This is a genomic window from Streptomyces sp. NPDC054866 (genome assembly GCF_053610745.1).
In genome coordinates, this window is record NZ_JBSGZA010000002.1 from 320765 (window position 1) to 342136 (window position 21372).

Genomic DNA, 21372 nt, shown 5'->3' on the forward strand with positions numbered 1-21372 from the left:
GAAACGTGATTTGCGTTGCAAGCAATGCGCGTTGCACTCGCTGCAACGGAATTCCCGGGGGCCGGGGCCCTGACCGGCCGCCGCTGCGCGGCGGATACTCCCCGCCCACCCACCCGATTGCCCTGCGGGGTAATCGGGTGGGTGGGCGGGAAAGATCGCCGCGAAGCGGCGGCTTGTAAACGCCACGACGCCCACCCAAGTCCGGTCGGGGACAAGGCGGGCGCCGCATCAGTTCCGTACGCCGTTGTACGGGACGTACTGAGGGGGCGTACTAGACCATCAGGGAACGGTCCGTCGGGCGGATCGGGGAGGGAAGGTCGCTCGCCCCGGTGAGGAAGCGGTCCACGCCCTTCGCAGCGGAACGGCCCTCGGCGATCGCCCAGACGATGAGCGACTGGCCGCGGCCCGCGTCACCCGCCACGAAGACGCCGGGCACGTTCGTGTGGAACTCCGCGTCACGCGCGACGTTCCCCCGCTCGTCCAGCTCCAGGGAGAACTGGTCCACCAGGCCGTTCTCGCGGTCCGTACCCGTGAAGCCCATGGCGAGCGTCACCAGCTGGGCGGGGATCTTGCGCTCCGTACCCGGCTTCTGGGTCAGCTTGCCGTCGATGAACTCGACCTCGATGAGGTGCAGGAACTGCACGTTCCCGTCCTCGTCGCCCTCGAAGTGCGTGGTCGAGACGGAGTAGACCCGCTCGCCGCCCTCCTCGTGCGCGGAGGTCACCTTGTAGAGCATGGGGAAGGTCGGCCACGGCTGGTTCGGGTTCCGCTCCTCGCCCGGACGCGGCATGATCTCCAGCTGCGTCACGGAAGCCGCGCCCTGGCGGTGCGCCGTGCCCACGCAGTCCGCGCCGGTGTCGCCGCCGCCGATCACGACCACGTGCTTGCCCTCGGCCGAGACCGGAGTGGTGACGTAGTCGCCCTCCTGGACCTTGTTGGCCAGGGGCAGGTACTCCATCGCCTGGTAGACACCCTTGAGCTCACGGCCGGGGACCGGGAGATCGCGTGCCATCGTGGCGCCCGCGGCGATGACCACCGCGTCGTAGCGCTTGCGCAGCTTCGCCGCGTCGATGTCGCGGCCGATCTCCACGCCCGTACGGAACTTGGTGCCCTCCGCGCGCATCTGCTCGATGCGGCGGTTGATGTGGCGCTTCTCCATCTTGAACTCGGGGATGCCGTAGCGCAGGAGGCCGCCGATGCGGTCGGCGCGCTCGTACACGGCGACCGTGTGGCCCGCCCGCGTCAGCTGCTGGGCGGCGGCCAGGCCCGCCGGGCCCGAGCCGATGACCGCGACGGTCTTGCCGGAGAGCCGCTCGGGCGCCTGCGGCTTGACGTCGTTCGCGTCCCACGCCTTGTCGATGATCGAGACTTCGACGTTCTTGATGGTGACGGCGGGCTGGTTGATGCCGAGCACGCACGCCGACTCACAGGGCGCCGGGCACAGGCGTCCGGTGAACTCCGGGAAGTTGTTCGTGGCGTGCAGCCGCTCGGAGGCGGCCGACCAGTCCTCGCGGTACGCGAAGTCGTTCCACTCCGGGATCAGGTTGCCCAGCGGACAGCCCTGGTGGCAGAACGGGATGCCGCAGTCCATGCAGCGCGACGCCTGCTTGGAGATGATCGGGAGGAGGGAGCCCGGAACGTAGACCTCGTTCCAGTCCTGGACGCGCTCGCCGACCGGGCGGGTCTTCGCGACCTCGCGGCCGTGGTTCAAAAAGCCCTTGGGATCAGCCATTGGTCGCCGCCTCCATCATCTTCTCGGTGATCTCGGTCTCGGAGAGACCGGCTCGCTCGGCGGCGTCCTTGGCGGCGAGCACTGCCTTGTACGTGCTGGGGATGATCCTGCTGAAGCGCTCCACGGCGGTGTCCCACTCGGCGAGCAGCTTCTCGGCGACGGTCGACCCGGTCTCCTCCTGGTGGCGGCGCACGACGTCGTGCAGCCACTTCTTGTCGGAGTCGTCCAGGGCCTCTACGGCGCCGAGGTTGCCGGGGTTGACGTTGTCCCGGTCGAGGTCGATGACGTACGCGATACCGCCCGACATACCGGCCGCGAAGTTGCGGCCCGTCTCGCCGAGGACCACCGCGTGGCCGCCGGTCATGTACTCGCAGCCGTGGTCGCCCACACCCTCGGACACGACCGTCGCACCGGAGTTGCGGACGCAGAACCGCTCGCCCGTGCGGCCACGGAGGAACAGCTCGCCACCCGTCGCGCCGTACGCGATGGTGTTGCCCGCGATCGTCGAGTACTCGGCGAGGTGGTCGGCGCCGCGGTCCGGGCGGACGATGATCCGGCCGCCCGAGAGGCCCTTGCCGACGTAGTCGTTGGCGTCGCCCTCAAGACGGAGGGTCACGCCGCGCGGCACGAACGCGCCGAACGACTGGCCCGCCGAGCCCGTGAAGGTGATGTCGATGGTGTCGTCGGGCAGGCCCGCGCCGCCGAACTTCTTCGTCACCTCGTGGCCGAGCATGGTGCCGACCGTGCGGTTGATGTTGCGGATCGCGACCTGCGCGCGGACCGGCTGGGCGTCGGTCGCGCCGGCGGCGGAGAGCGCGTCGGCTGCGAGCTTGATCAGCTCGTTGTCGAGCGCCTTCTCCAGGCCGTGGTCCTGGGCGGCGATCTGGTGGCGCACGGCGCCGCCGGGCAGCGACGGCACGTGGAAGAGGGGCTCCAGGTCGAGGCCCTGCGCCTTCCAGTGCTTCACGGCGCGCTCGGTGTCGAGGAGTTCGGCGTGGCCGACGGCCTCCTCGATGGTGCGGAAGCCCAGCTCGGCGAGGATCTCGCGGACCTCTTCGGCGATGAACTCGAAGAAGTTGACGATGTACTCGGCCTTGCCGGTGAAGCGCTCGCGCAGCGCCGGGTTCTGCGTGGCGATGCCGACCGGGCAGGTGTCCAGGTGGCAGACGCGCATCATGACGCAGCCGGAGACGACGAGCGGCGCGGTCGCGAAACCGAACTCCTCGGCGCCGAGCAGCGCGGCGATGACGACGTCACGGCCGGTCTTCAGCTGACCGTCGGTCTGGACGACGATGCGGTCGCGCAGGCCGTTGAGCAGCAGCGTCTGCTGGGTCTCGGCGAGGCCGAGCTCCCAGGGACCGCCCGCGTGCTTCAAAGAAGTCAGAGGCGAGGCGCCCGTACCGCCGTCGTGGCCCGAGATGAGCACGACATCGGCGTGCGCCTTGGAGACACCCGCGGCGACCGTGCCGACGCCGACCTCGGAGACCAGCTTCACGTGAATCCGCGCCTGCGGGTTCGCGTTCTTCAGGTCGTGGATCAGCTGGGCCAGGTCCTCGATCGAGTAGATGTCGTGGTGCGGCGGCGGGGAGATGAGGCCCACGCCCGGCGTCGAGTGACGCGTCTTGGCGACCCACGGGTAGACCTTGTGTCCTGGCAGCTGGCCGCCCTCGCCGGGCTTGGCGCCCTGGGCCATCTTGATCTGGATGTCGTCCGCGTTGACCAGGTACTCGGAGGTCACACCGAAGCGGCCGGAGGCGACCTGCTTGATGGACGAGCGGCGGGCCGGGTCGTACAGGCGGTCCGCGTCCTCGCCGCCCTCACCGGTGTTGGACTTGCCGCCCAGCTGGTTCATGGCGATGGCGAGGGTCTCGTGCGCCTCGCGGGAGATCGAGCCGTACGACATGGCGCCGGTCGAGAACCGCTTGACGATGTCGGCGGCCGACTCGACCTCGTCGATGGAGATCGAGGGGCGGTCCGACTTCAGGTTGAACAGGCCGCGCAGCGTCATGAGGCGCTCGGACTGCTCGTTCACGCGGTCCGTGTACTTCTTGAAGATGTCGTAGCGGCGGTTGCGCGTGGAGTGCTGCAGGCGGAAGACCGTCTCCGGGTCGAAGAGGTGCGGCTCGCCCTCGCGGCGCCACTGGTACTCACCGCCTATGTCGAGCGCGCGGTGCGCCGAGGGGACGCCGGATGCGGGGTACGCCTTGGCGTGCCGGGCGGCGACCTCCTGCGCGACGACGTCGATGCCGACTCCGCCGATCTTGGACGTCGTACCGACGAAGTACTTCGCGACGAAGTTCTCCTGGAGGCCGACGGCCTCGAAGACCTGCGCGCCCCGGTAGGAGGCGACGGTCGAGATGCCCATCTTGGACATGACCTTCAGGACGCCCTTGCCGAGCGCGTAGATCAGGTTCCGGATGGCCTGTTCGGCTTCCATGCCGGGCAGGAACGTCCCTGCGCGGACCAGGTCCTCCACCGACTCCATGGCGAGGTACGGGTTGACGGCCGCGGCGCCGTAGCCGATGAGGAGGGCCACGTGGTGGACCTCGCGGACGTCGCCCGCCTCGACGAGCAGGCCCACCTGGGTGCGCTGCTTCGTACGGATGAGGTGGTGGTGGACGGCCGCGGTGAGCAGCAGCGAGGGGATCGGCGCGTGCTCGGCGTCGGAGTGCCGGTCGGAGAGCACGATCAGGCGGGCGCCGGCCTCTATGGCGGCGTCGGCCTCGGAGCAGATCTCCTCGATGCGGGCGGCGAGGGCGTCGCCGCCGCCGCTGACGCGGTAGAGGCCGGAGAGGGTCGCGGCCGTCATGCCGGGCATGTCGCCGTCGGCGTTGATGTGGATGAGCTTGGCGAGCTCGTCGTTGTCGATCACCGGGAAGGGCAGCGTGACGCTGCGACAGGTCGCGGCGGTCGGCTCCAGGATGTTGCCCTGCGGGCCGAGCGAGGAGTGCAGCGAGGTGACGAGCTCTTCACGGATGGCGTCCAGCGGCGGGTTGGTGACCTGCGCGAACAGCTGCGTGAAGTAGTCGAAGATCAGCCGCGGGCGCTCGGAGAGTGCCGCGATCGGGGTGTCCGTGCCCATGGAGCCGAGCGGCTCGCCGCCGGTCTTGGCCATCGGCGCGAGGATGATGCGCAGCTCTTCCTCGGTGTAGCCGAAGGTCTGCTGGCGGCGCGTGACGGAGGCGTGCGTGTGCACGATGTGCTCGCGCTCGGGCAGATCGGAGAGCTCGATCTCGCCCGCTTCCAGCCACTCCTCGTACGGCTTCTCGGCGGCGAGGGCGGCCTTGATCTCGTCGTCCTCGACGATGCGGTGCTCGGCGGTGTCGACGAGGAACATCTTGCCGGGCTGGAGGCGGCCCTTGCGGACGACCTTCGCGGGGTCGATGTCCAGGACGCCGACCTCGGAGCCGAGGACGACGAGACCGTCGTCGGTGACCCAGTAGCGGCCTGGACGCAGACCGTTGCGGTCGAGAACGGCGCCGACCTGGGTGCCGTCGGTGAAGGTGACACAGGCCGGTCCGTCCCAGGGCTCCATCATCGTGGAGTGGTACTGGTAGAAGGCGCGGCGGGCCGGGTCCATCGAGCCGTGGTTCTCCCACGCCTCGGGGATCATCATCAGGACCGAGTGCGGAAGCGAACGTCCACCGAGATGGAGGAGTTCCAGCACCTCGTCGAAGGACGCCGAGTCGGACGCGTCCGGCGTACAGATGGGGAAGACGCGGTCGAGCTTGTCGGTGCTGGCCTCGTTGGCGGAGGCGAACAGGCCGGAGGCGAGCTGCGACTCACGCGCCCGCATCCAGTTCCGGTTGCCCTTGACCGTGTTGATCTCGCCGTTGTGCGCGACGAAGCGGTACGGGTGCGCGAGCGGCCAGCTCGGGAACGTGTTCGTGGAGAAGCGCGAGTGGACGAGCGCGACGGCCGTGGCGAAACGGCGGTCGGACAGGTCGGGGAAGAACGGCTCCAGCTGGCCGGTGGTCAGCATGCCCTTGTAGACGATGGTCCGGGCGGAGAGCGAGGGGAAGTACGTCCCTGCCTCACGCTCGGCGCGCTTGCGCAGCACGAAGGCCTTGCGGTCGAGCGCGACGCCGGAGCTCTCGCCGTCGGCCACGAAGATCTGCCGGAAGACCGGCATCGTCGAGCGTGCGGTGGAGCCGAGCAGCTCGGGGGCGACGGGCACGTCGCGCCAGCCGAGGACCGTCAGGCCCTCCTCGGAAGCGATCGTCTCGATCTGTGAGACGGCGGCGTCGGTCGTGCCCGCCGTGTCGACCGGCAGGAAGGCGATGCCGACGGCGTACGCACCGGCCTCGGGGAGCGCGAAGCCGGAGACCTCGCGCAGGAAGGCGTCCGGGACCTGGAGCAGGATGCCGGCGCCGTCGCCGGAGTCCGGCTCGGAGCCGGTGGCACCACGGTGTTCGAGATTGCGCAGTACGGTCAGCGCCTGTTCGACCAGCTCATGGCTGGCTACACCGGTGAGGGTGGCCACGAACCCGACACCACAGGCGTCGTGTTCGTTACGGGGGTCGTACATGCCCTGGGGGGCGGGGCGACCGTCCATGGGCGACCAGGCGTGCGTACGCATTGGCTCTCCCGTCGTCGTCGTGGCATAGGCAAAAAGCGAGGGACGACGTTGGCCCAGGCGAAATTTCGTGCAGGTTACATGATGGAACGCTTCTCGAAAAGCGGATAGCTCATTCCACCATGTGGACACCGCTCATAAGTGTGGAGAGCGATAAGGAGGGGACCGATGCGGACAGATCCTTGACCGAGGGCCCGAGAGCGGCACAGGCCTCATTGCCCGCAGCGCTTACGGCTCATGCCCGGTGGTTAAGGACTCGAAACCGCCGAGTAACGACTACTTATGCGGACTCCCGCATAGGACTGCAAGAGTTCATCCTACGGCGGTACCGAACAGGCTGCCCAGGGCGTACGTCACACCCGCCGCAGCGCCACCGAGCGCGAGCTGCCGAAGTCCGCTGAACCACCAGGAACGCGCGGTCACCTTCGCCACGACGGCACCGCAGGCGAAGAGCCCGACCAGGGCGAGCAGCAGCGCGGGCCAGAAGGTGTCGGCGCCGAGCAGATACGGCAGTACGGGAAGCAGGGCGCCGAGCGCGAAGGCGCCGAAGGAGGAGACCGCGGCGACGGCCGGGGACGGCAGATCACCGGGATCGATGCCGAGCTCCTCGCGCGCGTGGATCTCCAGGGCCTGCTCGGGATCCTGGGAGAGCTGCCTGGCGACCTCACGGGCGAGGCCGGGCTCGACGCCGCGCGACACGTACAGCGCGGCGAGCTCCCGCTCCTCGTCCGCCGGGTGCTTGCGCAACTCCCGCCGCTCCACGTCGAGTTCGGCCTGCACGAGCTCACGCTGCGAGGCGACGGAGGTGTACTCACCGGCCGCCATGGAGAAGGCGCCCGCGGCGAGGCCGACCAGTCCCGTGACGACGATGGTCTGCTGCGAGACGGCTCCACCGGCGACACCGGTCATCAGGGCCAGGTTGGACACCAGGCCGTCCATCGCGCCGAAGACGGCGGGGCGCAGCCAGCCGCCGTTGACGTCGCGGTGGGTGTGGTTGTCGCGGTGCGCCTCGTGCAGTGCCGCTTCGGTCTCGATGATCGCCATGGTGGGCCCCCTCAGTGCTTGGACGATCTCGAAAGTACGCGCGAAAAATCGCTCTCGCCAGCAAGGAAGGCCGTACTTACCTGCGCTTGTGCGTATGTGAACGGGGGTTCCTCGAACCGGTGAGCGCATGCGTCGGAGGGGTGATGTCGGCGGCGCGGAGCTCGCGTCGGGGCCACCGCGTGGCAGGGATACAGCCACACGTCTCGGCACCAGGGAGGCACAGCATGACGACCGGTGTGACACGGGCGACCGGAGTGATCGGGCTGGGAGAGCGGGCGCGCGGCGCGCTTCTCGGCCTCGCGGTCGGCGACGCGCTGGGCGCGCCCGCCGAGAACATGAAGCCGTCGGAGATCCGCCGCCGTTGGGGACGCATCACCGGATACGTCGCCGAGCATCCCTCGGGCACGGACGACACCGAGTACGCGATCTTCTCCGGGCTCCTCCTGGCCCGGCACGGCTCGGCGCTCACCGTCGCGCACGTCGAGGCGGCCTGGCACGAGTGGATCGCGGACCTCGACGAGGGCCCTTTCCGGGGCGCGGGCTTCAGCGAGCGCGGCACGCTGGAGAACCTGCGCCGCGGCCTCGCGGCGCCCATCTCGGCGCAGCACCGGCACGCGTGGAGCGACGGCCTCGCGATGCGGGCGGCCCCGTTCGGGGTCTTCGCCGCGGGGCGGCCCGCCGAAGCGGCCCGGCTCGTCGCGATCGACGGCTCCGTCAGCCATGACGGCGAGGGAATCTACGGTGGGCAGGCGGTGGCCGCGGGGGTCGCTGCCGCGATGGGCGGTGAACCGGTGGACGCCGTGGTGGACGCCGCTCTGTCCGTCATCCCGGAGGACTGCTGGACGTCCCGTTCGCTGCGGCGGGCGGTGGCGGTGGCGCATCGGGGGGAGCGGGCGGTGCGCTCCGCCGTGGTGATCGGCGGCTATCCGTGGACCGACCTCGCCCCCGAGGCGGTGGGGCTCGCCTTCGGGGCGTACGGGGTGGCCTCCGGCCGTTTCCCGGACGCGGTGTTGACCGCGGTCAACATGGGGCGGGACGCGGATACGACTGCCGCTGTGGCTGGAGCGTTGTCCGGCGCGTCCTGCGGGGTTTCGGCGATTCCCCTGCCGTGGGCGGCGGCGATCGGCCCCGTGCGGGGCAGCTGTCTCCCTTCCATGCGGGGGCACCACGTACTGGACGTGGCGGAGTTGCTTGTTTCTGACCGGGGGGTCTCATGACCGGCGACAAGCCCGCCGCTTCGCGGCGGATCTCGCCCACCCACCCACCCGTTCACCCCGCAGCGGCTCCCGGCGAGGACACAGCCGTCCCGGCTGTGGGCAGGCGTTCCGCAGGGCGATGGGGGTCCCCCCGCTCGAACGGAGTTGAGAGTGGGGGAGGGTGGGCACAGCCCACGATGCCGGGTGCTGGTGATCGAGGCGGTCAGCAAGTAGGGCCTGGGCAGGCCCCGATGCTGAGTACCGATCGGCAAGGCGGCCAGCCAGGAGGGCCCTGGCACCCGCAGCCTTGGGGCACCGGATCCCGCATCGAAGGCCTCCTCCTAGGGCTCGCGGCGGGCGACGCCGCCGGTTGGCCCGCGGCCAGACATCGCGCAGCCCGCATGCCCGAGTGGACCCGAAGACTCACCCGCGAACTGGACACCTTCGCCGAGCAGAACGCCACCACCACCCTCCCCGTCCCCATCGCCCTCAACCAACCCCCGGAACCCCTCCGCCTCGGCCCCTCCGACGACGCCGAATGGGCAGCCTTCACCGCCGAATCACTGCTCCGAGCAGCGGACGGGACGCTCGACCCCAAGCTGTCCCCGGACCGCCGGGTCCGCGCAGCCCTGGACCTCGCCTGGAACACCCTCGCCGCAGAAATCGCCGCGGCAGCGGCCCGCGCCCCCGAAGTCGAGTCCGCCGTACTCCCCCTCCGCGCCCGCATCTCCGTACGCGCGGGCCTCGGCAACCTCGCCACCGGCCTGCGCCCGCCCGCCACCGGCCACGACAACCCCCACTTCTTCGACGACGCCGCCTGCGTACGCGCCTGCGTCCTCGCCCTCGTCCACCCGGGCGACCCCGAACAGGCCGCCGCCCTCGCCGAGTTCGACGCCCGCTACACCCAGGACGGCGACGGCGTGCACGGTGCCCGCGCCATGGCCGCGGCGATCGCGGCGGCGCTCGGCGGCGCCGACGTCGACGCGACCGTGGACGCCGCCCTGGCCCAGTTGCCCGAGCACACCGAGATCGGCCGCAACGCCTGGCACGCCGTCAAGCTCGCCCGCACCCAGACGACAGAGGACGACGGCGCCTTCGGTCTCGTCCCGCTCCTGGAGCACCAGATCGTCGACCACGTCTACAGCTACGGCATCGCCGCCGCCGAGACCGTCCCGGTCGCCCTCGCCCTGACCACCGCCGCCCGCGGCCGCATCCGTGACGCGGTGCCATCCGCCGCCTGCCTCTCCCGCGTCGCCGACTCCGCCCCCGCCCTGACCGGCGCGCTGACCGGCGCGCTCGGCACGGCCACCGTCATCCCCGAAGCCTGGCGCGACGCCTGCCGCACCCTCTCCGGCTGCGCGCTGCCCCGTCTCGCGGGCACCGACCTGGTGGAACTCGCCGGGCACCTGGCAGCCACGGAACTGACCACTCCGGGAGGACAATTCCGGCATGACGCCATCAATGGAACCAACGGGCCCGGATCTCCCTGACCGCATCACCGCCTGCCTGGTCGGAGCAGCCGTCGGCGACGCCATGGGCGGCCCCGTCGAGGGCTACTCCCCCGAGCAGATCGTCGAACGGCACGGCGGTCGCGTACACGGCATCGTCGGCCCCTGGAACGGCGACCACTGGCGCACCGCCCGCCCCATCGCGCCGTACCACAAGGGTGACGGACACGTCACCGACGACACGTTGATGACGCACGCGCTGATCCGCGTGTACGCCGCCGTCCGCGACCACTTGGACGCCTACGCGGTCGCCGACCATCTGGTCCCCGACCTCATGACGAACCCCCGCTGGATCCCGGAACTGGAGACGGAGGCCATCCCGCTGCACCGGCTCTTCCTCGCCGAGAAGTGGATCGTCGCCCGCATCCACTACGGCCACGTCGACCCGCGCGAGGCAGGCACAGGGAACATCGTCAACTGCGGTGCCGCGATGTACATGGCACCGGTCGGCCTGGTCAACGCCGCGAACCCGGAGGGCGCGTACGCCGAGGCCCTCGACATCGCGGGCGCGCACCAGTCCTCGTACGGACGTGAGGCGGCCGCGGTCTTCGCGGCGGCGGTGGCGGCGGCCTGCGCGCCGGGCGCGACACCGACCTCGGTGATCGACACCGCACTCTCCCTCGCGAAGGACGGAACACGGGCCGCGATCGACTCGGCGGCCGAAGTCGCCTCCCACCACCGGGACTTCGAGTCCGCGCTCGTCCCCCTGCGCACCGCCGTCACCCCATTCGACACGGTCGGCCAGGACTACCGCGCCCCGTCACTCGGGGCCCGCCGCCCCTCCCGCCTGCACTCCATCGAGGAACTGCCGATCGCGCTCGGCATGCTCCTGGTGGGCGACGGCGACTACCGTCACACGGTGCTCGGCTCGGTCAACTACGGCCGCGACTGCGACTCCATCGCCACGATGAGCGGCGCGATCGCGGGCGCGCTGGGCTCGGGCGCCCCGCCTGAGTGGTCGAAGACGGTCGAGGAGGCGAGCCGCCTGGACCTGCACGCCCCCGCGGCGACGCTCACGGAGGTCACCCAGGAGATCTTCACCCGCGACGTACGCCGCCGCCGCGCCCACGAGACGGCATACGCGACCCTGACGGCCACCCCATGATCCGCCTCACCTGGGTCCAGCCGGAGGACTTGGTGGGCCACGAACTCCGCCAGGCGGAGGAGGAGGGAAAGGACGTGCGTTCCGTACGTTCTCGCTGGCTGACAGCGGGAGGCCACTTGGCCCCAGCCAGAGCGGGCGCTTCCCCGACACCTCCCTCCCCCCAGCTACGGGCCTTGGCGCAACAGCTGATGGACGAACTGTCCAAGCTGCCGCCCGCGTTGTGGGCAGGCGTTCCGCAGGGCGGAACGGGTGGGCACAACGCCACCCACCCGCCCGCACCGAAAAGCGAGCCCCCGCGGCAGGCGGTTTCGGGAAGGGGTGGGATTGGGGAAAAAGAAGCCCTATGTCACCGCCTACACGCCGCCTGGCTAGGCAGAGCAGCAGGCTGCCTACTGGGCAAACCAGTAGAGAAGCTCCCCCTCGCCGCCATCAGAAGCCTGGCCAAAGCAACCGGCAACTGGCCCCTCACCACCTGGTTCACGGAAAGGGGCCTCCCCCCGGAGCTAAGGGAAGCCCACCCCTGGAACAAACGCTCCGCGCAAACCTCCCTCGCCGAGAACATCGACGGCATGCCGGAGGACGACGACCTCAACTACCCCCTCCTCAACCTCCGCCTCCTCCAACGCCACGGCAAAACCTTCACCACCACGGACGTGGCAAAGCTCTGGCTGGACGAGCTCCCCGCGGCCCGCACCTTCACAGCGGAACGCATCGCCTACCGCAACCTCCTCAACGGCATCGAGCCCCCGCACACCGCCACCCACCACAACCCCTTCCGCGAATGGATCGGCGCCCTGATCCGCGCCGACGTCCACGGCTGGACGAACCCGGGCGCACCCACGGCCGCCGCCGACCAGGCCCGCCGCGACGCGACCCTCAGCCACACCGCCAACGGCGTGTACGGGGCGATGTTCGCGGCGGCCACCATCGCCGAGGCGGCGGCAGGCACCGGAGACGTCCACCACTGCCTCCGCACGGGCCTCACCGTCGTACCGCAGGACTCACGCCTGTCCCGCGCGATCCACTACGGCATCCAACTGGGCTGCACAGCAAGGGACTTCGACCACATCGTGGACGACCTCCACGCCGCCTACGGTCACCACCACTGGGTACACGTCATCCCCAACGCCGCCCTCCTGTCCGCCGCCCTCACCCACGCCGACGGCGACTTCACCGGCTCCATCACGCGCGCGGTATCCGGCGGCTGGGACACCGACTCGAACGGCGCGACCGCGGGCTCGATCGCGGGCCTGCTCGCCGGGCACCCCGACTCGCTCCCTGACCGCTGGACCGCCCCGCTCAAGAACCGCCTGGCCAGCTCCGTCCCCGGCTTCGACGGTACCGGCTTCGACACCCTCGCCGACCTCACCACCGAACTCGCCCAGGAGAGACCCCACCCATGACCCACATCGCCGTGCTCGGCAGCACGAACATGGACCTCGTCGCGTACGTCGCCAAGGCACCGCAGCGCGGGGAGACCGTCACCGGGCGCGAGTTCCGTACGCTCCCCGGCGGCAAGGGCGCCAACCAGGCCGTCGCCGCGGCCCGCGCGGGCGCCGACGCCGTGTCGATGATCGGCGCGGTCGGCACCGACGCCTTCGGCACCCAGTTGCGCGCCGCGCTCGAACACTCCGGTGTCGACACCGACCTGCTGCGCACCGTCGACACCGCGGCCACCGGCACCGCGCACATCGTGGTCGACGACGAGGGCGGCAACGCGATCGTCGTCATCCCCGGCGCCAACGCCACGCTCACCGCGCTCGCCCCCGGCGACGAGGGCCTGATCGCCTCGGCCGACACCCTCCTGCTCCAGCTGGAGATCCCGGTCGACGGGGTGCTCGCCGCGGCACAGGCCGCCCGCCGCCACGGGGTACGCACCGTCCTCACCCCCGCACCCGCGCAGCCCCTGCCCTCCGAACTCCTCGCCTCCATCGACCTGTTGGTGCCGAACGAGCACGAGGCGGCCACCCTCACCGGCCTGACCGAACCGCACGCCGCCGCCAGGTCACTCCTCTCCCAGGTCCCCGAAGTCGTCATCACGCTCGGCTCGCGCGGCAGCCTGTACGCGACCAGAGGCGCCGAGCCGGTCATGGTGGAGGCCCCGCACGTCACCGCCGTGGACACCACCGGCGCGGGCGACACCTTCGTCGGCACCCTCGCGGTGGCCCTCGCCGAGGGCGGCTCCGTGCAGGACGCGCTCACGTGGGCGTCGTCGGCCGCCGCGCTCTCCGTCCAGCGCCCGGGGGCGTCGGCGTCCATGCCGTTCCGCTCCGAGATCGACACCCAGGCGAACGGCTCCCGGACGAACGGCACCACGTCATGACGGCACCGGCACCGGCACCCCTCACCGGCCTCCGCGTCCTCGACCTGGCGACGCTCTTCGCGGGCCCGCTCGCCGCCACGATGCTCGGCGACTTCGGCGCGGAGGTCATCAAGGTCGAGCATCCGCGAAAGCCAGATCCGTCCCGTGGGCACGGCCCGTCGAAGGACGGCGTCGGCCTCTGGTGGAAGATCCTTGGCCGCAACAAGCGCACGATGACGCTCGATCTCTCCACGCCCGGCGGCCGCGAGACCCTGCTGCGCCTGGCCGCCACGGCAGACGTGGTCGTCGAGAACTTCCGCCCGGGGACGTTGGAGAAGTGGGACCTGGGCTGGGAGGAGCTGAGCGCGGCGAACCCCCGGCTCGTCCTGACCCGCGTCACGGGCTTCGGCCAGTTCGGCCCGTACTCCCGCCGCCCCGGCTTCGGCACCCTCGCGGAGGCGATGAGCGGTTTCGCCGCGATCACGGGCGAGCCGGACGGGCCGCCGACCCTGCCGCCCTTCGGCCTCGCCGACTCGATCGCGGGGCTCGCGACGGCGTACGCGGTGATGACGGCGCTCGCGGCCCGTGACCGGACGGGCAAGGGCCAGGTGGTGGACATGGCGATCATCGAGCCGATCCTCACGGTCCTCGGCCCGCAGCCGACCTGGTACGACCAGCTGGGCCATGTGCAGCCCCGCACCGGCAACCGCTCCACCAACAACGCGCCCCGCAACACCTACCGTACGGCGGACGGCAGTTGGGTCGCCGTCTCTACTTCTGCCCAGTCGATCGCTGAGCGCGTGATGCGCCTGGTGGGCCGCCCGGAGCTGATCTCCGAGCCCTGGTTCACGTCAGGCGCGGACCGCGCGGCCCACGCGGACGAGCTCGACGGCGCGGTCGGCGGCTGGATCGCCCTGCACACCCGCGCCGAGGTGATCGAGGCCTTCGAGAAGGCGGAGGCGGCGGTCGCTCCCATCCAGGACGTACGCGACGTCATGACCGATCCCCAGTACGCGGCCCTGAACACCGTCACCACGGTCGATGACCCGGAGCTCGGCCCGCTGCGCATGCAGAACGTCCTCTTCCGCCTCTCCGAGACGCCGGGCTCGATCGGCTGGGCGGGCCGCCCGCATGGAGCGGACACGGCGGAGGTCCTGACCGAACTCGGCCTGACGGAAGGGGAGATCGCGGGGCTGCGCAAGGAGGGCGCACTGTGAAGGACACTCCTCTGACCTGGCTGTACGCGCCCGGGGACCGGCCGTCCGTGGTGGCGAAGGCGCTGCTCGCGGGCGCCGATGTCGTCATCGTCGACTTGGAGGACGCGGTCGCCCCTGACCGCAAGGAGTACGCGCGCGCGGCGACGGCCGAGCTGCTCTCCGAACCCCCCGCCGTCCCGGTCCACGTCCGAGTGAACGCCCTGGACAGCCCTCTGGCCGCCGCCGACCTCGGGGCGGTCGCGCACCTCCCCGGGGTCTCCGGTCTTCGCCTGCCCAAGGTGACCTGCCCCGCCGACGTCGTGCGCGTCGCGGAGCGGTCGGCCCCGGCGGACGGCGGCGCCCCCGCCCTGCACGCCCTGATCGAATCAGCCGTCGGCCTGGAGCACGCCTTCGCCATCGCCACCGCGCACCCGGCCCTGCACGGGCTCTCCCTCGGCGAGGCGGACCTCCGCGCGGACCTCGGTGTACGTGACGACGCGGGCCTCGACTGGTCCCGCGCGCGCGTGGTGGTGGCCGCACGGGCCGCGGGCCTCGTACCGCCCGCGCAGTCGGTGTACGCCGACATCCGCGACCTCCAGGGCCTGGCGGCATCCTGCGCGCACGGCCGTTCCCTGGGCTTCCTGGGCCGCGCCGCGATCCACCCCCGCCAGCTCCCGGCCATCGAACGCGCCTACCTCCCCACCCCGGAGGAGATCGACCACGCCGAGCAGATCGTCAAGGCGTCCACGACGGAGGCGGGCGCCTTGGCCCTCCCGGACGGCACGTTCGTGGACAAGGCTGTGGTGGACGGCGCGCGGCGGGTCCTGGCACTCGCACGGCGGTGCCCATAGCGATGGGGCCGCCGGATCGGTGATCCGGCGGCCCCATCGACGTACGTAGCAGAGGAGCGTGTCAGCCCTCAGCCTTTCTTGGCGGACTCGGCTCCGGCGCCGTCCTTGCCCTTGTCCCCGTCGTCCTCGGCCTTGTCCTCATCCTTGGGTGACGCGTCGTCCGAGGACTCCTCGCCGTCAGGCACAGGCTCGACGATCTCCTCGCGCCCGGGGCGCTTCTTCGCGGAGAGCACGAAGTAGACGACGGCGAGCACGAACACCGCGATGGCGGTCCACACGTTCAGGCGCAGTCCGAGCACGTGGTGCGCGTCGTCGACCCGCATGTACTCGATCCAGCCGCGACCGGCGCAGTACGACGCGACGTACAGCGCGAACGCACGGCCGTGTCCCAGCTTGAAGCGGCGGTCGGCCCAGATGACGAGGAAGCCGACGCCGATGCACCAGAGGGACTCGTAGAGGAACGTCGGGTGGTACGTGCCGGGCACCCGGCCGTCCTCCGCCGACGTGATCTTCAGCGCCCACGGCAGATCCGTGGCCTTGCCGTACAGCTCCTGGTTGAACCAGTTGCCCCAGCGGCCGATCGCCTGGGCGAAGGCGATGCCGGGGGCGAGGGCGTCGGCCCAGGCCGGCAGCGGAATGCCGCGCCGGCGACAGCCGATCCAGGCACCGACCGCGCCGAACGCGATCGCGCCCCAGATACCGAGGCCGCCCTCCCAGATCTTGAAGGCGTCCACCCAGTCACGGCCATCGCTGAAGTACAGCTGATAGTCCGTGATCACGTGGTAGAGACGCCCGCCGACGAGGCCGAACGGCACGGCCCAGACGGAGATGTCGGCCACGGTGCCTGGGCGGCCCCCGCGAGCGATCCACCGCTTGTTGCCGAGCCAGACGGCGACGAAGACGCCGATGATGATGCAGAACGCGTAGCCGCGCAGCGGAATGGGTCCGAGTTCGACCACACCGCGCGACGGGCTGGGAATGAAGGCAAGGTCCATGGCAGGTCCGACGCTACCGTGCCGGGTGGTGCCCGAGGCAACCAGCCCGGCTACGTCTCCATAACAGGGCCTCCGGGCGGGGCCCGAAAAGGAGCCCCGTTCCGGGAGGCGGCTAGCCCCTGTTGGCTTCCTCGACCTTCGCCTTCAGCTTCGCCGGGGTCAGCGGGTTCTTCTGGTCGGCGAAGATGTTCTTTCCGTCGAGCAGCACGCTCGGTGTGCCCTGGAGGCCCGCTTCCTGGAAGGCCTTGTTCGACTTCTGGGCCCAGCTGTCGTGCTTGCCGTCGTCCACGCACTTCTTGAAGGTGTCGTTCACGAGCCCGTCCACCTTGCCCGCGAGCTCGATCAGCTTGCTGTTCTTGCTGAACGCGTCGTCCGCTTCCGGGGGTTGGTTCATGAACAGCACGTCGTGGTACGGGGTGAACTTCCCGGCGTCCTGGGCGCAGGCCGCGGCGTTGGCCGCGCGCAAGGAACCGCTGCCGCCCATGTTCCCGTCGATGATCGTCGCCAGGTGGTACTCGACCTTGAGCTGGCCCTTGCCGGTGAGCTCGTGGATCGTCTTTCGATACATGTCCTCGAACTGCTTGCAGGCGGGGCAGCGGAAGTCCTCCCAGATGGTGAGGGTGGACTTGGCGCCGGCCTTGCCGACGGGGATGGCGAGCTGATCCTCGCCGGTCGCCCCCTTGGGGACGGACAAGGGACCCGAAGTGTCCTTGTCGTCACCCGAGTTGGCAGCGACCAGACCGGCCACGGCGGCGAGCGCGAGCACGCCCACGACGGCGGCACTCACGATCAACACCCTGCGCTGCTTGTCCCGCGACTTCTGCCGCTCTCGCTCTTCCGCCAGCCGGTCGCGGGCCGCGCGCTTTCCCTCACGGTTCTTCTCGCTCACACCCCGCCAACGAACCGGGGAGGCACGAGCATGCCTCCCCGGTCCCAGGTCCACCCGTACGAGTTACGCGTTGCCGCGAACTCCCTGGGCGAGGTCACCCGCGAGCGCCCGGACGGCGGCCAGGCCCGAAGCCTCGTCCTCGGCGTCCAGCAGCCGCTGCACGAAGGCCGAGCCGACGATCACGCCGTCGGCGAAGCCCGCGACCTCGGCGGCCTGCTTGGCGTTCGAGACGCCGAGGCCGACGCAGACCGGCAGGTCGGTGGTGGCCTTGGTGCGCCGCACCAGTTCCTGCGCCTGCTCACCGACGGACTCACGGGTGCCCGTGACGCCCATCAGCGAGGCCGCGTACACGAAGCCGGAACCGGCCGCCGTGATGGTGGCGAGGCGCTCGTCCTTGCTGCTCGGCGCGACGACGAAGACCGTCGCGAGGCCGTGCTTCTCGGCGTGCTCCCTCCAGGTCGCCGACTCCTGGACGGGCAGGTCGGGCAGGATGCACCCGGCGCCGCCCGCGTCGGCGAGCTCGGCGGTGAAGCGCTCGATGCCGTAGCGGTCGATCGGGTTCCAGTACGTCATGACCAGCACCGGCTTGCCGGTCGCCGCGTGGGCCTCGCGGACCGTGCGCATCACGTCGGCGATCTTCAGGCCCGCCTTGAGCGCGATGTCGTCGGCGGTCTGGATGACGGGGCCGTCGAGGACCGGGTCACTGTGCGGGAGACCGACCTCGACCACGTCGGCGCCGCCGTCGAAGACGGCCTTGATCGCCGCGATGCCGCCGTCCACGGTCGGGAACCCGGCCGGGAGGTAGGCGATGAGGGCGGAGCGTCCCTCGGCCTTGGCGGCCGCGAGGGTGTCGTCCAGCAGTTGGATGTTGCCGCTCACTTGGCGTCCCCCTCGATCTCCGCGGCGCCGTTGCCCGCGTCCGCCTCGACGGCGGCGTCCGTGTCGTACAGGCCGAAGTAGCGGGCGGCCGTGTCCATGTCCTTGTCGCCGCGCCCGGACAGGTTGATGATCAGCAGCCCGTCCTTGCCGAGCTCCTTGCCGACCTCAAGAGCCCCGGCGAGCGCGTGGGCGCTCTCGATGGCCGGGATGATGCCCTCGGTGCGCGACAGGAGGCGCAGGGCCTGCATGGCCGCGTCGTCGGTGACGGCGCGGTACTCGCCGCGGCCGCTGTCCTTGAGGTAGGCGTGCTCGGGGCCGATGCCCGGGTAGTCGAGTCCGGCGGAGATCGAGTAGGGCTCGGTGATCTGCCCTTCCTCGTCCTGGAGGACGTACGACCGCGAGCCGTGCAGGATGCCCGGCTCTCCGGCGGTCAGCGTGGCCGCGTGCTCACCGGTCTCGACGCCGTGGCCCGCGGGCTCGCACCCGATGAGCCGGACTCCGGCGTCCGGGATGAAGGCGTGGAAGAGGCCGATGGCGTTCGAACCGCCGCCCACGCACGCGACGGCGGCGTCGGGCAGCCGTCCCGCGCGCTCCAGGATCTGGCGCCGCGCCTCCACCCCGATGACGCGGTGGAAGTCGCGCACCATGGCGGGGAAGGGGTGCGGGCCCGCCACGGTCCCGAAGAGGTAGTGCGTGCGGTCGACGTTGGCGACCCAGTCCCGGAACGCCTCGTTGATGGCGTCCTTCAGGGTGCGGCTGCCGGACTTCACGGCGATGACCTCGGCGCCGAGCATGCGCATGCGGGCCACGTTCAGGGCCTGGCGCTCGGTGTCGATCTCGCCCATGTAGATGGTGCATTCGAGGCCGAAGAGCGCGCAGGCGGTGGCGGTGGCGACGCCGTGCTGTCCGGCGCCGGTCTCCGCGATGACGCGGGTCTTGCCCATGCGCTTGGTGAGCAGGGCCTGACCGAGCACGTTGTTGATCTTGTGCGATCCGGTGTGGTTCAGGTCCTCGCGCTTGAGGAAGATCCGCGCGCCGCCGGCGTGCTCGGCGAACCGGGGCACTTCGGTGAGGCTGCTGGGGCGGCCGGTGTAGTTGACCAGGAGGTCGTCGAGCTCGGCGGCGAAGGCCGGGTCGTTCTTGGCCTTCTCGTACTCGACGGCGACTTCGTCCACGGCGGCGACGAGGGCCTCCGGGATGAATTTGCCGCCGAATGCGCCGAAGTAGCCCTCGGCGGTGGGGATTTGGCCTTCGGGGTCCGGGATGAAGAACTCGCTGGGCATGGCTGGATCCTTGTCAGGACTGGCGATGACGACGGGCGGTGGTGCGCCCCGTCAGGGGCGCGGGGAACTGCGCGACAAGCCCAGGACGGGCCGCAGGCGCGACGAAACCCTGGCCGACAACGGCGCGGGGCCCTTCAGTTCAGGCGGCGCACAAGGCGCCGCTCCGCCATCGCATCCCAGGGATCTGCCCCGGCTCCGCGCCGATGTGGTACCGCACCCGACGGCCCCGCACGCGCCGCGCAGGCGCCCGGCAGCCGCGAGGGCGGCAGCCGGGTGCGAGGCGGACGGCGATGGACATGGGGAGGGGTCAGCTCCGCCCGTGGCGGAGAGCCGGGTGCGCGCCCGCGGCGACGAGGTCGGAGACCGCGCCCTTCGGGTCGCGGCCGGTCACCAGGGACTCGCCCACGAGCACCGCGTCGGCGCCCGCGTTGGCGAAGGCGATGAGGTCGTGCGGCCCGCGCACACCGGACTCGGCGATCTTGACGACGCTGTCCGGCAGCTCGGGAGCCACGCGCTCGAAGGTGGAGCGGTCGACCTTGAGGGTCTTGAGGTCGCGGTTGTTGACGCCGATGACCCGCGCGCCCGCGTCCACGGCACGCTCGGCCTCGTCCTCGTCGTGCACCTCGACGATCGGCGTGAGGCCGATCGAATGGGCGCGCTCGATGAGCGACTCCAGGGCGGGCTGCTCCAGGGCGGCCACGATGAGCAGGGCGAGGTCGGCGCCGTAGGCCCTGGCCTCCCAGAGCTGGTACGACGTGACGATGAAGTCCTTGCGGAGCACCGGGATGTCGACCCTGGCCCGGACGGCCTCCAGGTCGGCGAGCGAACCGCCGAAGCGGCGCTGCTCGGTGAGCACGGAGATGACGGCGGCGCCGCCCGCCTCGTAGTCGGCGGCGAGCCCGGCCGGGTCGGCGATCGCGGCGAGCGCGCCCTTGGACGGGCTCGAGCGCTTGACCTCGCAGATGACCTTGACGCCGTCGCCACGCAGCGCGGCGACCCCGTCCTTGGCCGCAGGAGCCTTCGCCGCGCGCTCCTTGAGCTCGTCGAGGCTGACGCGCGCCTGCCGTTCCGCGAGGTCGGCACGGACTCCGTCGATGATCTCGTCGAGCACACTCACGCGAGCGGCCCCCTTCCCTGACGGTGAAGCTGCTGTTTGAACCTCAAGCTGTTCGGCTGCCTCATCCGGCATTCCGATGGTCACTGCGATGGTATCCGCAGGAGGGCGAAGGCCCCGCATCCGGTTGACGCCAATCCCACGTCCTGGACACCCGATGGCCCCACTGCCTGGGCTTTCTCGGCATTCAGGGATGCAGCCATGCCCCGAACGGCAGATTGCGTACGAGGGTGAAAACCGCGATCAGCACCCCGATCCCGTACAGCTGTGCGGGCCCCAACTCGATCCGCAGCCGTCGTCCGCGCGCCGCGCGGGCCGCCCAGAGGGTCCACAGGACCGCGAAGACGCCGTATCCGACGACAGCGAGGGCGTTGGCGCCGAGTGCCGTGGTGAGGTCGCCGTGGACGACGGCGTGGGCGCTGCGCAGTCCGCCGCAGCCGGGGCAGAACACGCCGGTGAGCTGGAGCAGCGGGCAGGCGGGGTAGTGGCCGGGCTCGTTCGGGTCGACCGTCCCGACGTAGGCGAAGGCGGCGATCACCGGGCCGAGCACTCCGAGGGGCACGGCGAGGCGCCGCAGTGCGGTGCCGGCGGGTGGTGCCGCGCTCTCGGGTTCAGCGTTCACCCGATGCATTGTGCCCTTCGGCGGCCGCCTCCGCCCGGCAAGGCAACGCGAAAGGAGGCGGTCCCGGCACCTGCCGGGAC

17 protein-coding genes are annotated in these 21372 nt (G+C 70.9%); 7 read left to right on the plus strand and 10 right to left on the minus strand.

Annotated features, from left to right (window positions below):
* Positions 1–271: 271 nt before the first annotated feature.
* From ACWGI2_RS10150 to ACWGI2_RS10160, 3 genes are all read right to left on the minus strand, one after another.
* On the minus strand, positions 272–1732 hold the full coding sequence (locus ACWGI2_RS10150; protein WP_453394997.1) for a glutamate synthase subunit beta: 1461 nt from the start codon (positions 1730–1732) through the stop codon (positions 272–274).
* Positions 1725–6311: a glutamate synthase large subunit gene (gltB, locus tag ACWGI2_RS10155; protein WP_453694875.1), complete on the minus strand. Its 4587-nt coding sequence runs from the start codon at positions 6309–6311 to the stop codon at positions 1725–1727. Before gltB ends, ACWGI2_RS10150 begins: the two co-directional genes overlap by 8 nt.
* A gap of 309 nt (positions 6312–6620) precedes the next feature.
* Positions 6621–7352, minus strand: a complete 732-nt coding sequence (locus ACWGI2_RS10160) for a VIT1/CCC1 transporter family protein (RefSeq protein WP_453394999.1) — start codon at positions 7350–7352, stop codon at positions 6621–6623.
* 224 nt (positions 7353–7576) lie between these two features.
* On the opposite strand from ACWGI2_RS10160, the gene ACWGI2_RS10165 reads away from it, so the two are divergent.
* The 7 genes from ACWGI2_RS10165 to ACWGI2_RS10195 all read left to right on the plus strand — a co-directional run bounded on the left by ACWGI2_RS10165 (position 7577) and on the right by ACWGI2_RS10195 (position 15510).
* Positions 7577–8569: an ADP-ribosylglycohydrolase family protein gene (locus ACWGI2_RS10165; protein ID WP_453395000.1), complete on the plus strand. Its 993-nt coding sequence runs from the start codon at positions 7577–7579 to the stop codon at positions 8567–8569.
* Positions 8570–8745: 176 nt separating this feature from the next.
* Complete coding sequence (locus tag ACWGI2_RS10170; RefSeq protein WP_453694876.1) at positions 8746–10038, plus strand: ADP-ribosylglycohydrolase family protein; 1293 nt, start codon at positions 8746–8748, stop codon at positions 10036–10038.
* Positions 9998–11161 carry an ADP-ribosylglycohydrolase family protein gene (locus ACWGI2_RS10175; RefSeq protein WP_453395002.1) on the plus strand — a complete coding sequence of 388 codons (1164 nt, stop codon included), beginning with the start codon at positions 9998–10000 and terminating at the stop codon, positions 11159–11161. The genes ACWGI2_RS10170 and ACWGI2_RS10175 overlap by 41 nt, the downstream gene beginning before the upstream one ends.
* On the plus strand, positions 11158–12564 hold the full coding sequence (locus tag ACWGI2_RS10180) for an ADP-ribosylglycohydrolase family protein (RefSeq protein ID WP_453694877.1): 1407 nt from the start codon (positions 11158–11160) through the stop codon (positions 12562–12564). The genes ACWGI2_RS10175 and ACWGI2_RS10180 overlap by 4 nt, the downstream gene beginning before the upstream one ends.
* The gene (gene rbsK, locus ACWGI2_RS10185; protein WP_453694878.1) at positions 12561–13484 is read left to right on the plus strand and encodes a ribokinase; all 924 of its coding nucleotides are present in this window, start codon (positions 12561–12563) and stop codon (positions 13482–13484) included. Before ACWGI2_RS10180 ends, rbsK begins: the two co-directional genes overlap by 4 nt.
* Positions 13481–14680 (plus strand): CaiB/BaiF CoA transferase family protein, encoded by a 1200-nt coding sequence (locus ACWGI2_RS10190; protein WP_453694879.1) that lies wholly within the window; start codon positions 13481–13483, stop codon positions 14678–14680. Before rbsK ends, ACWGI2_RS10190 begins: the two co-directional genes overlap by 4 nt.
* The gene (locus ACWGI2_RS10195; RefSeq protein ID WP_453694880.1) at positions 14677–15510 is read left to right on the plus strand and encodes an HpcH/HpaI aldolase/citrate lyase family protein; all 834 of its coding nucleotides are present in this window, start codon (positions 14677–14679) and stop codon (positions 15508–15510) included. The genes ACWGI2_RS10190 and ACWGI2_RS10195 overlap by 4 nt, the downstream gene beginning before the upstream one ends.
* A 68-nt stretch (positions 15511–15578) precedes the next feature.
* Here ACWGI2_RS10195 and lgt read toward each other — a convergent pair whose 3' ends face one another.
* The 7 genes from lgt to ACWGI2_RS10230 all read right to left on the minus strand — a co-directional run bounded on the left by lgt (position 15579) and on the right by ACWGI2_RS10230 (position 21301).
* The gene (lgt, locus tag ACWGI2_RS10200; protein ID WP_453694881.1) at positions 15579–16505 is read right to left on the minus strand and encodes a prolipoprotein diacylglyceryl transferase; all 927 of its coding nucleotides are present in this window, start codon (positions 16503–16505) and stop codon (positions 15579–15581) included.
* A gap of 112 nt (positions 16506–16617) precedes the next feature.
* Positions 16618–17394: a DsbA family protein gene (locus ACWGI2_RS10205; protein WP_453694882.1), complete on the minus strand. Its 777-nt coding sequence runs from the start codon at positions 17392–17394 to the stop codon at positions 16618–16620.
* Positions 17395–17457: 63 nt separating this feature from the next.
* Entirely contained in the window at positions 17458–18273 is an 816-nt protein-coding gene (gene trpA / locus ACWGI2_RS10210; protein ID WP_453395009.1) for a tryptophan synthase subunit alpha, read from the minus strand.
* Complete coding sequence (gene trpB, locus ACWGI2_RS10215; protein ID WP_453694883.1) at positions 18270–19556, minus strand: tryptophan synthase subunit beta; 1287 nt, start codon at positions 19554–19556, stop codon at positions 18270–18272. Before trpB ends, trpA begins: the two co-directional genes overlap by 4 nt.
* Positions 19557–19695: 139 nt before the next feature.
* On the minus strand, positions 19696–19854 hold the full coding sequence (gene trpM, locus ACWGI2_RS10220; protein WP_453694884.1) for a tryptophan biosynthesis modulator TrpM: 159 nt from the start codon (positions 19852–19854) through the stop codon (positions 19696–19698).
* A 9-nt stretch (positions 19855–19863) separates the two neighbouring features.
* The gene (trpC, locus tag ACWGI2_RS10225; protein ID WP_453395011.1) at positions 19864–20673 is read right to left on the minus strand and encodes an indole-3-glycerol phosphate synthase TrpC; all 810 of its coding nucleotides are present in this window, start codon (positions 20671–20673) and stop codon (positions 19864–19866) included.
* A 184-nt stretch (positions 20674–20857) separates the two neighbouring features.
* Positions 20858–21301: a DUF2752 domain-containing protein gene (locus ACWGI2_RS10230; RefSeq protein WP_453395012.1), complete on the minus strand. Its 444-nt coding sequence runs from the start codon at positions 21299–21301 to the stop codon at positions 20858–20860.
* Positions 21302–21372 lie beyond the last annotated feature (71 nt).

What these genes read in the sequence shown, in the direction of transcription:
- ACWGI2_RS10150 (WP_453394997.1), bottom strand. Translation starts at nt 1,732, where the DNA reads ATGGCTGATCCCAAGGGCTTTTTGAACCACGGCCGCGAGGTCGCGAAG.
- gltB (WP_453694875.1), bottom strand. Translation starts at nt 6,311, where the DNA reads ATGCGTACGCACGCCTGGTCGCCCATGGACGGTCGCCCCGCCCCCCAG.
- ACWGI2_RS10160 (WP_453394999.1), bottom strand. Translation starts at nt 7,352, where the DNA reads ATGGCGATCATCGAGACCGAAGCGGCACTGCACGAGGCGCACCGCGAC.
- ACWGI2_RS10165 (WP_453395000.1), top strand. Translation starts at nt 7,577, where the DNA reads ATGACGACCGGTGTGACACGGGCGACCGGAGTGATCGGGCTGGGAGAG.
- ACWGI2_RS10170 (WP_453694876.1), top strand. Translation starts at nt 8,746, where the DNA reads ATGCCGGGTGCTGGTGATCGAGGCGGTCAGCAAGTAGGGCCTGGGCAG.
- ACWGI2_RS10175 (WP_453395002.1), top strand. Translation starts at nt 9,998, where the DNA reads ATGACGCCATCAATGGAACCAACGGGCCCGGATCTCCCTGACCGCATC.
- ACWGI2_RS10180 (WP_453694877.1), top strand. Translation starts at nt 11,158, where the DNA reads ATGATCCGCCTCACCTGGGTCCAGCCGGAGGACTTGGTGGGCCACGAA.
- rbsK (WP_453694878.1), top strand. Translation starts at nt 12,561, where the DNA reads ATGACCCACATCGCCGTGCTCGGCAGCACGAACATGGACCTCGTCGCG.
- ACWGI2_RS10190 (WP_453694879.1), top strand. Translation starts at nt 13,481, where the DNA reads ATGACGGCACCGGCACCGGCACCCCTCACCGGCCTCCGCGTCCTCGAC.
- lgt (WP_453694881.1), bottom strand. Translation starts at nt 16,505, where the DNA reads ATGGACCTTGCCTTCATTCCCAGCCCGTCGCGCGGTGTGGTCGAACTC.
- trpB (WP_453694883.1), bottom strand. Translation starts at nt 19,556, where the DNA reads ATGCCCAGCGAGTTCTTCATCCCGGACCCCGAAGGCCAAATCCCCACC.
- trpM (WP_453694884.1), bottom strand. Translation starts at nt 19,854, where the DNA reads ATGTCCATCGCCGTCCGCCTCGCACCCGGCTGCCGCCCTCGCGGCTGC.
- ACWGI2_RS10230 (WP_453395012.1), bottom strand. Translation starts at nt 21,301, where the DNA reads ATGCATCGGGTGAACGCTGAACCCGAGAGCGCGGCACCACCCGCCGGC.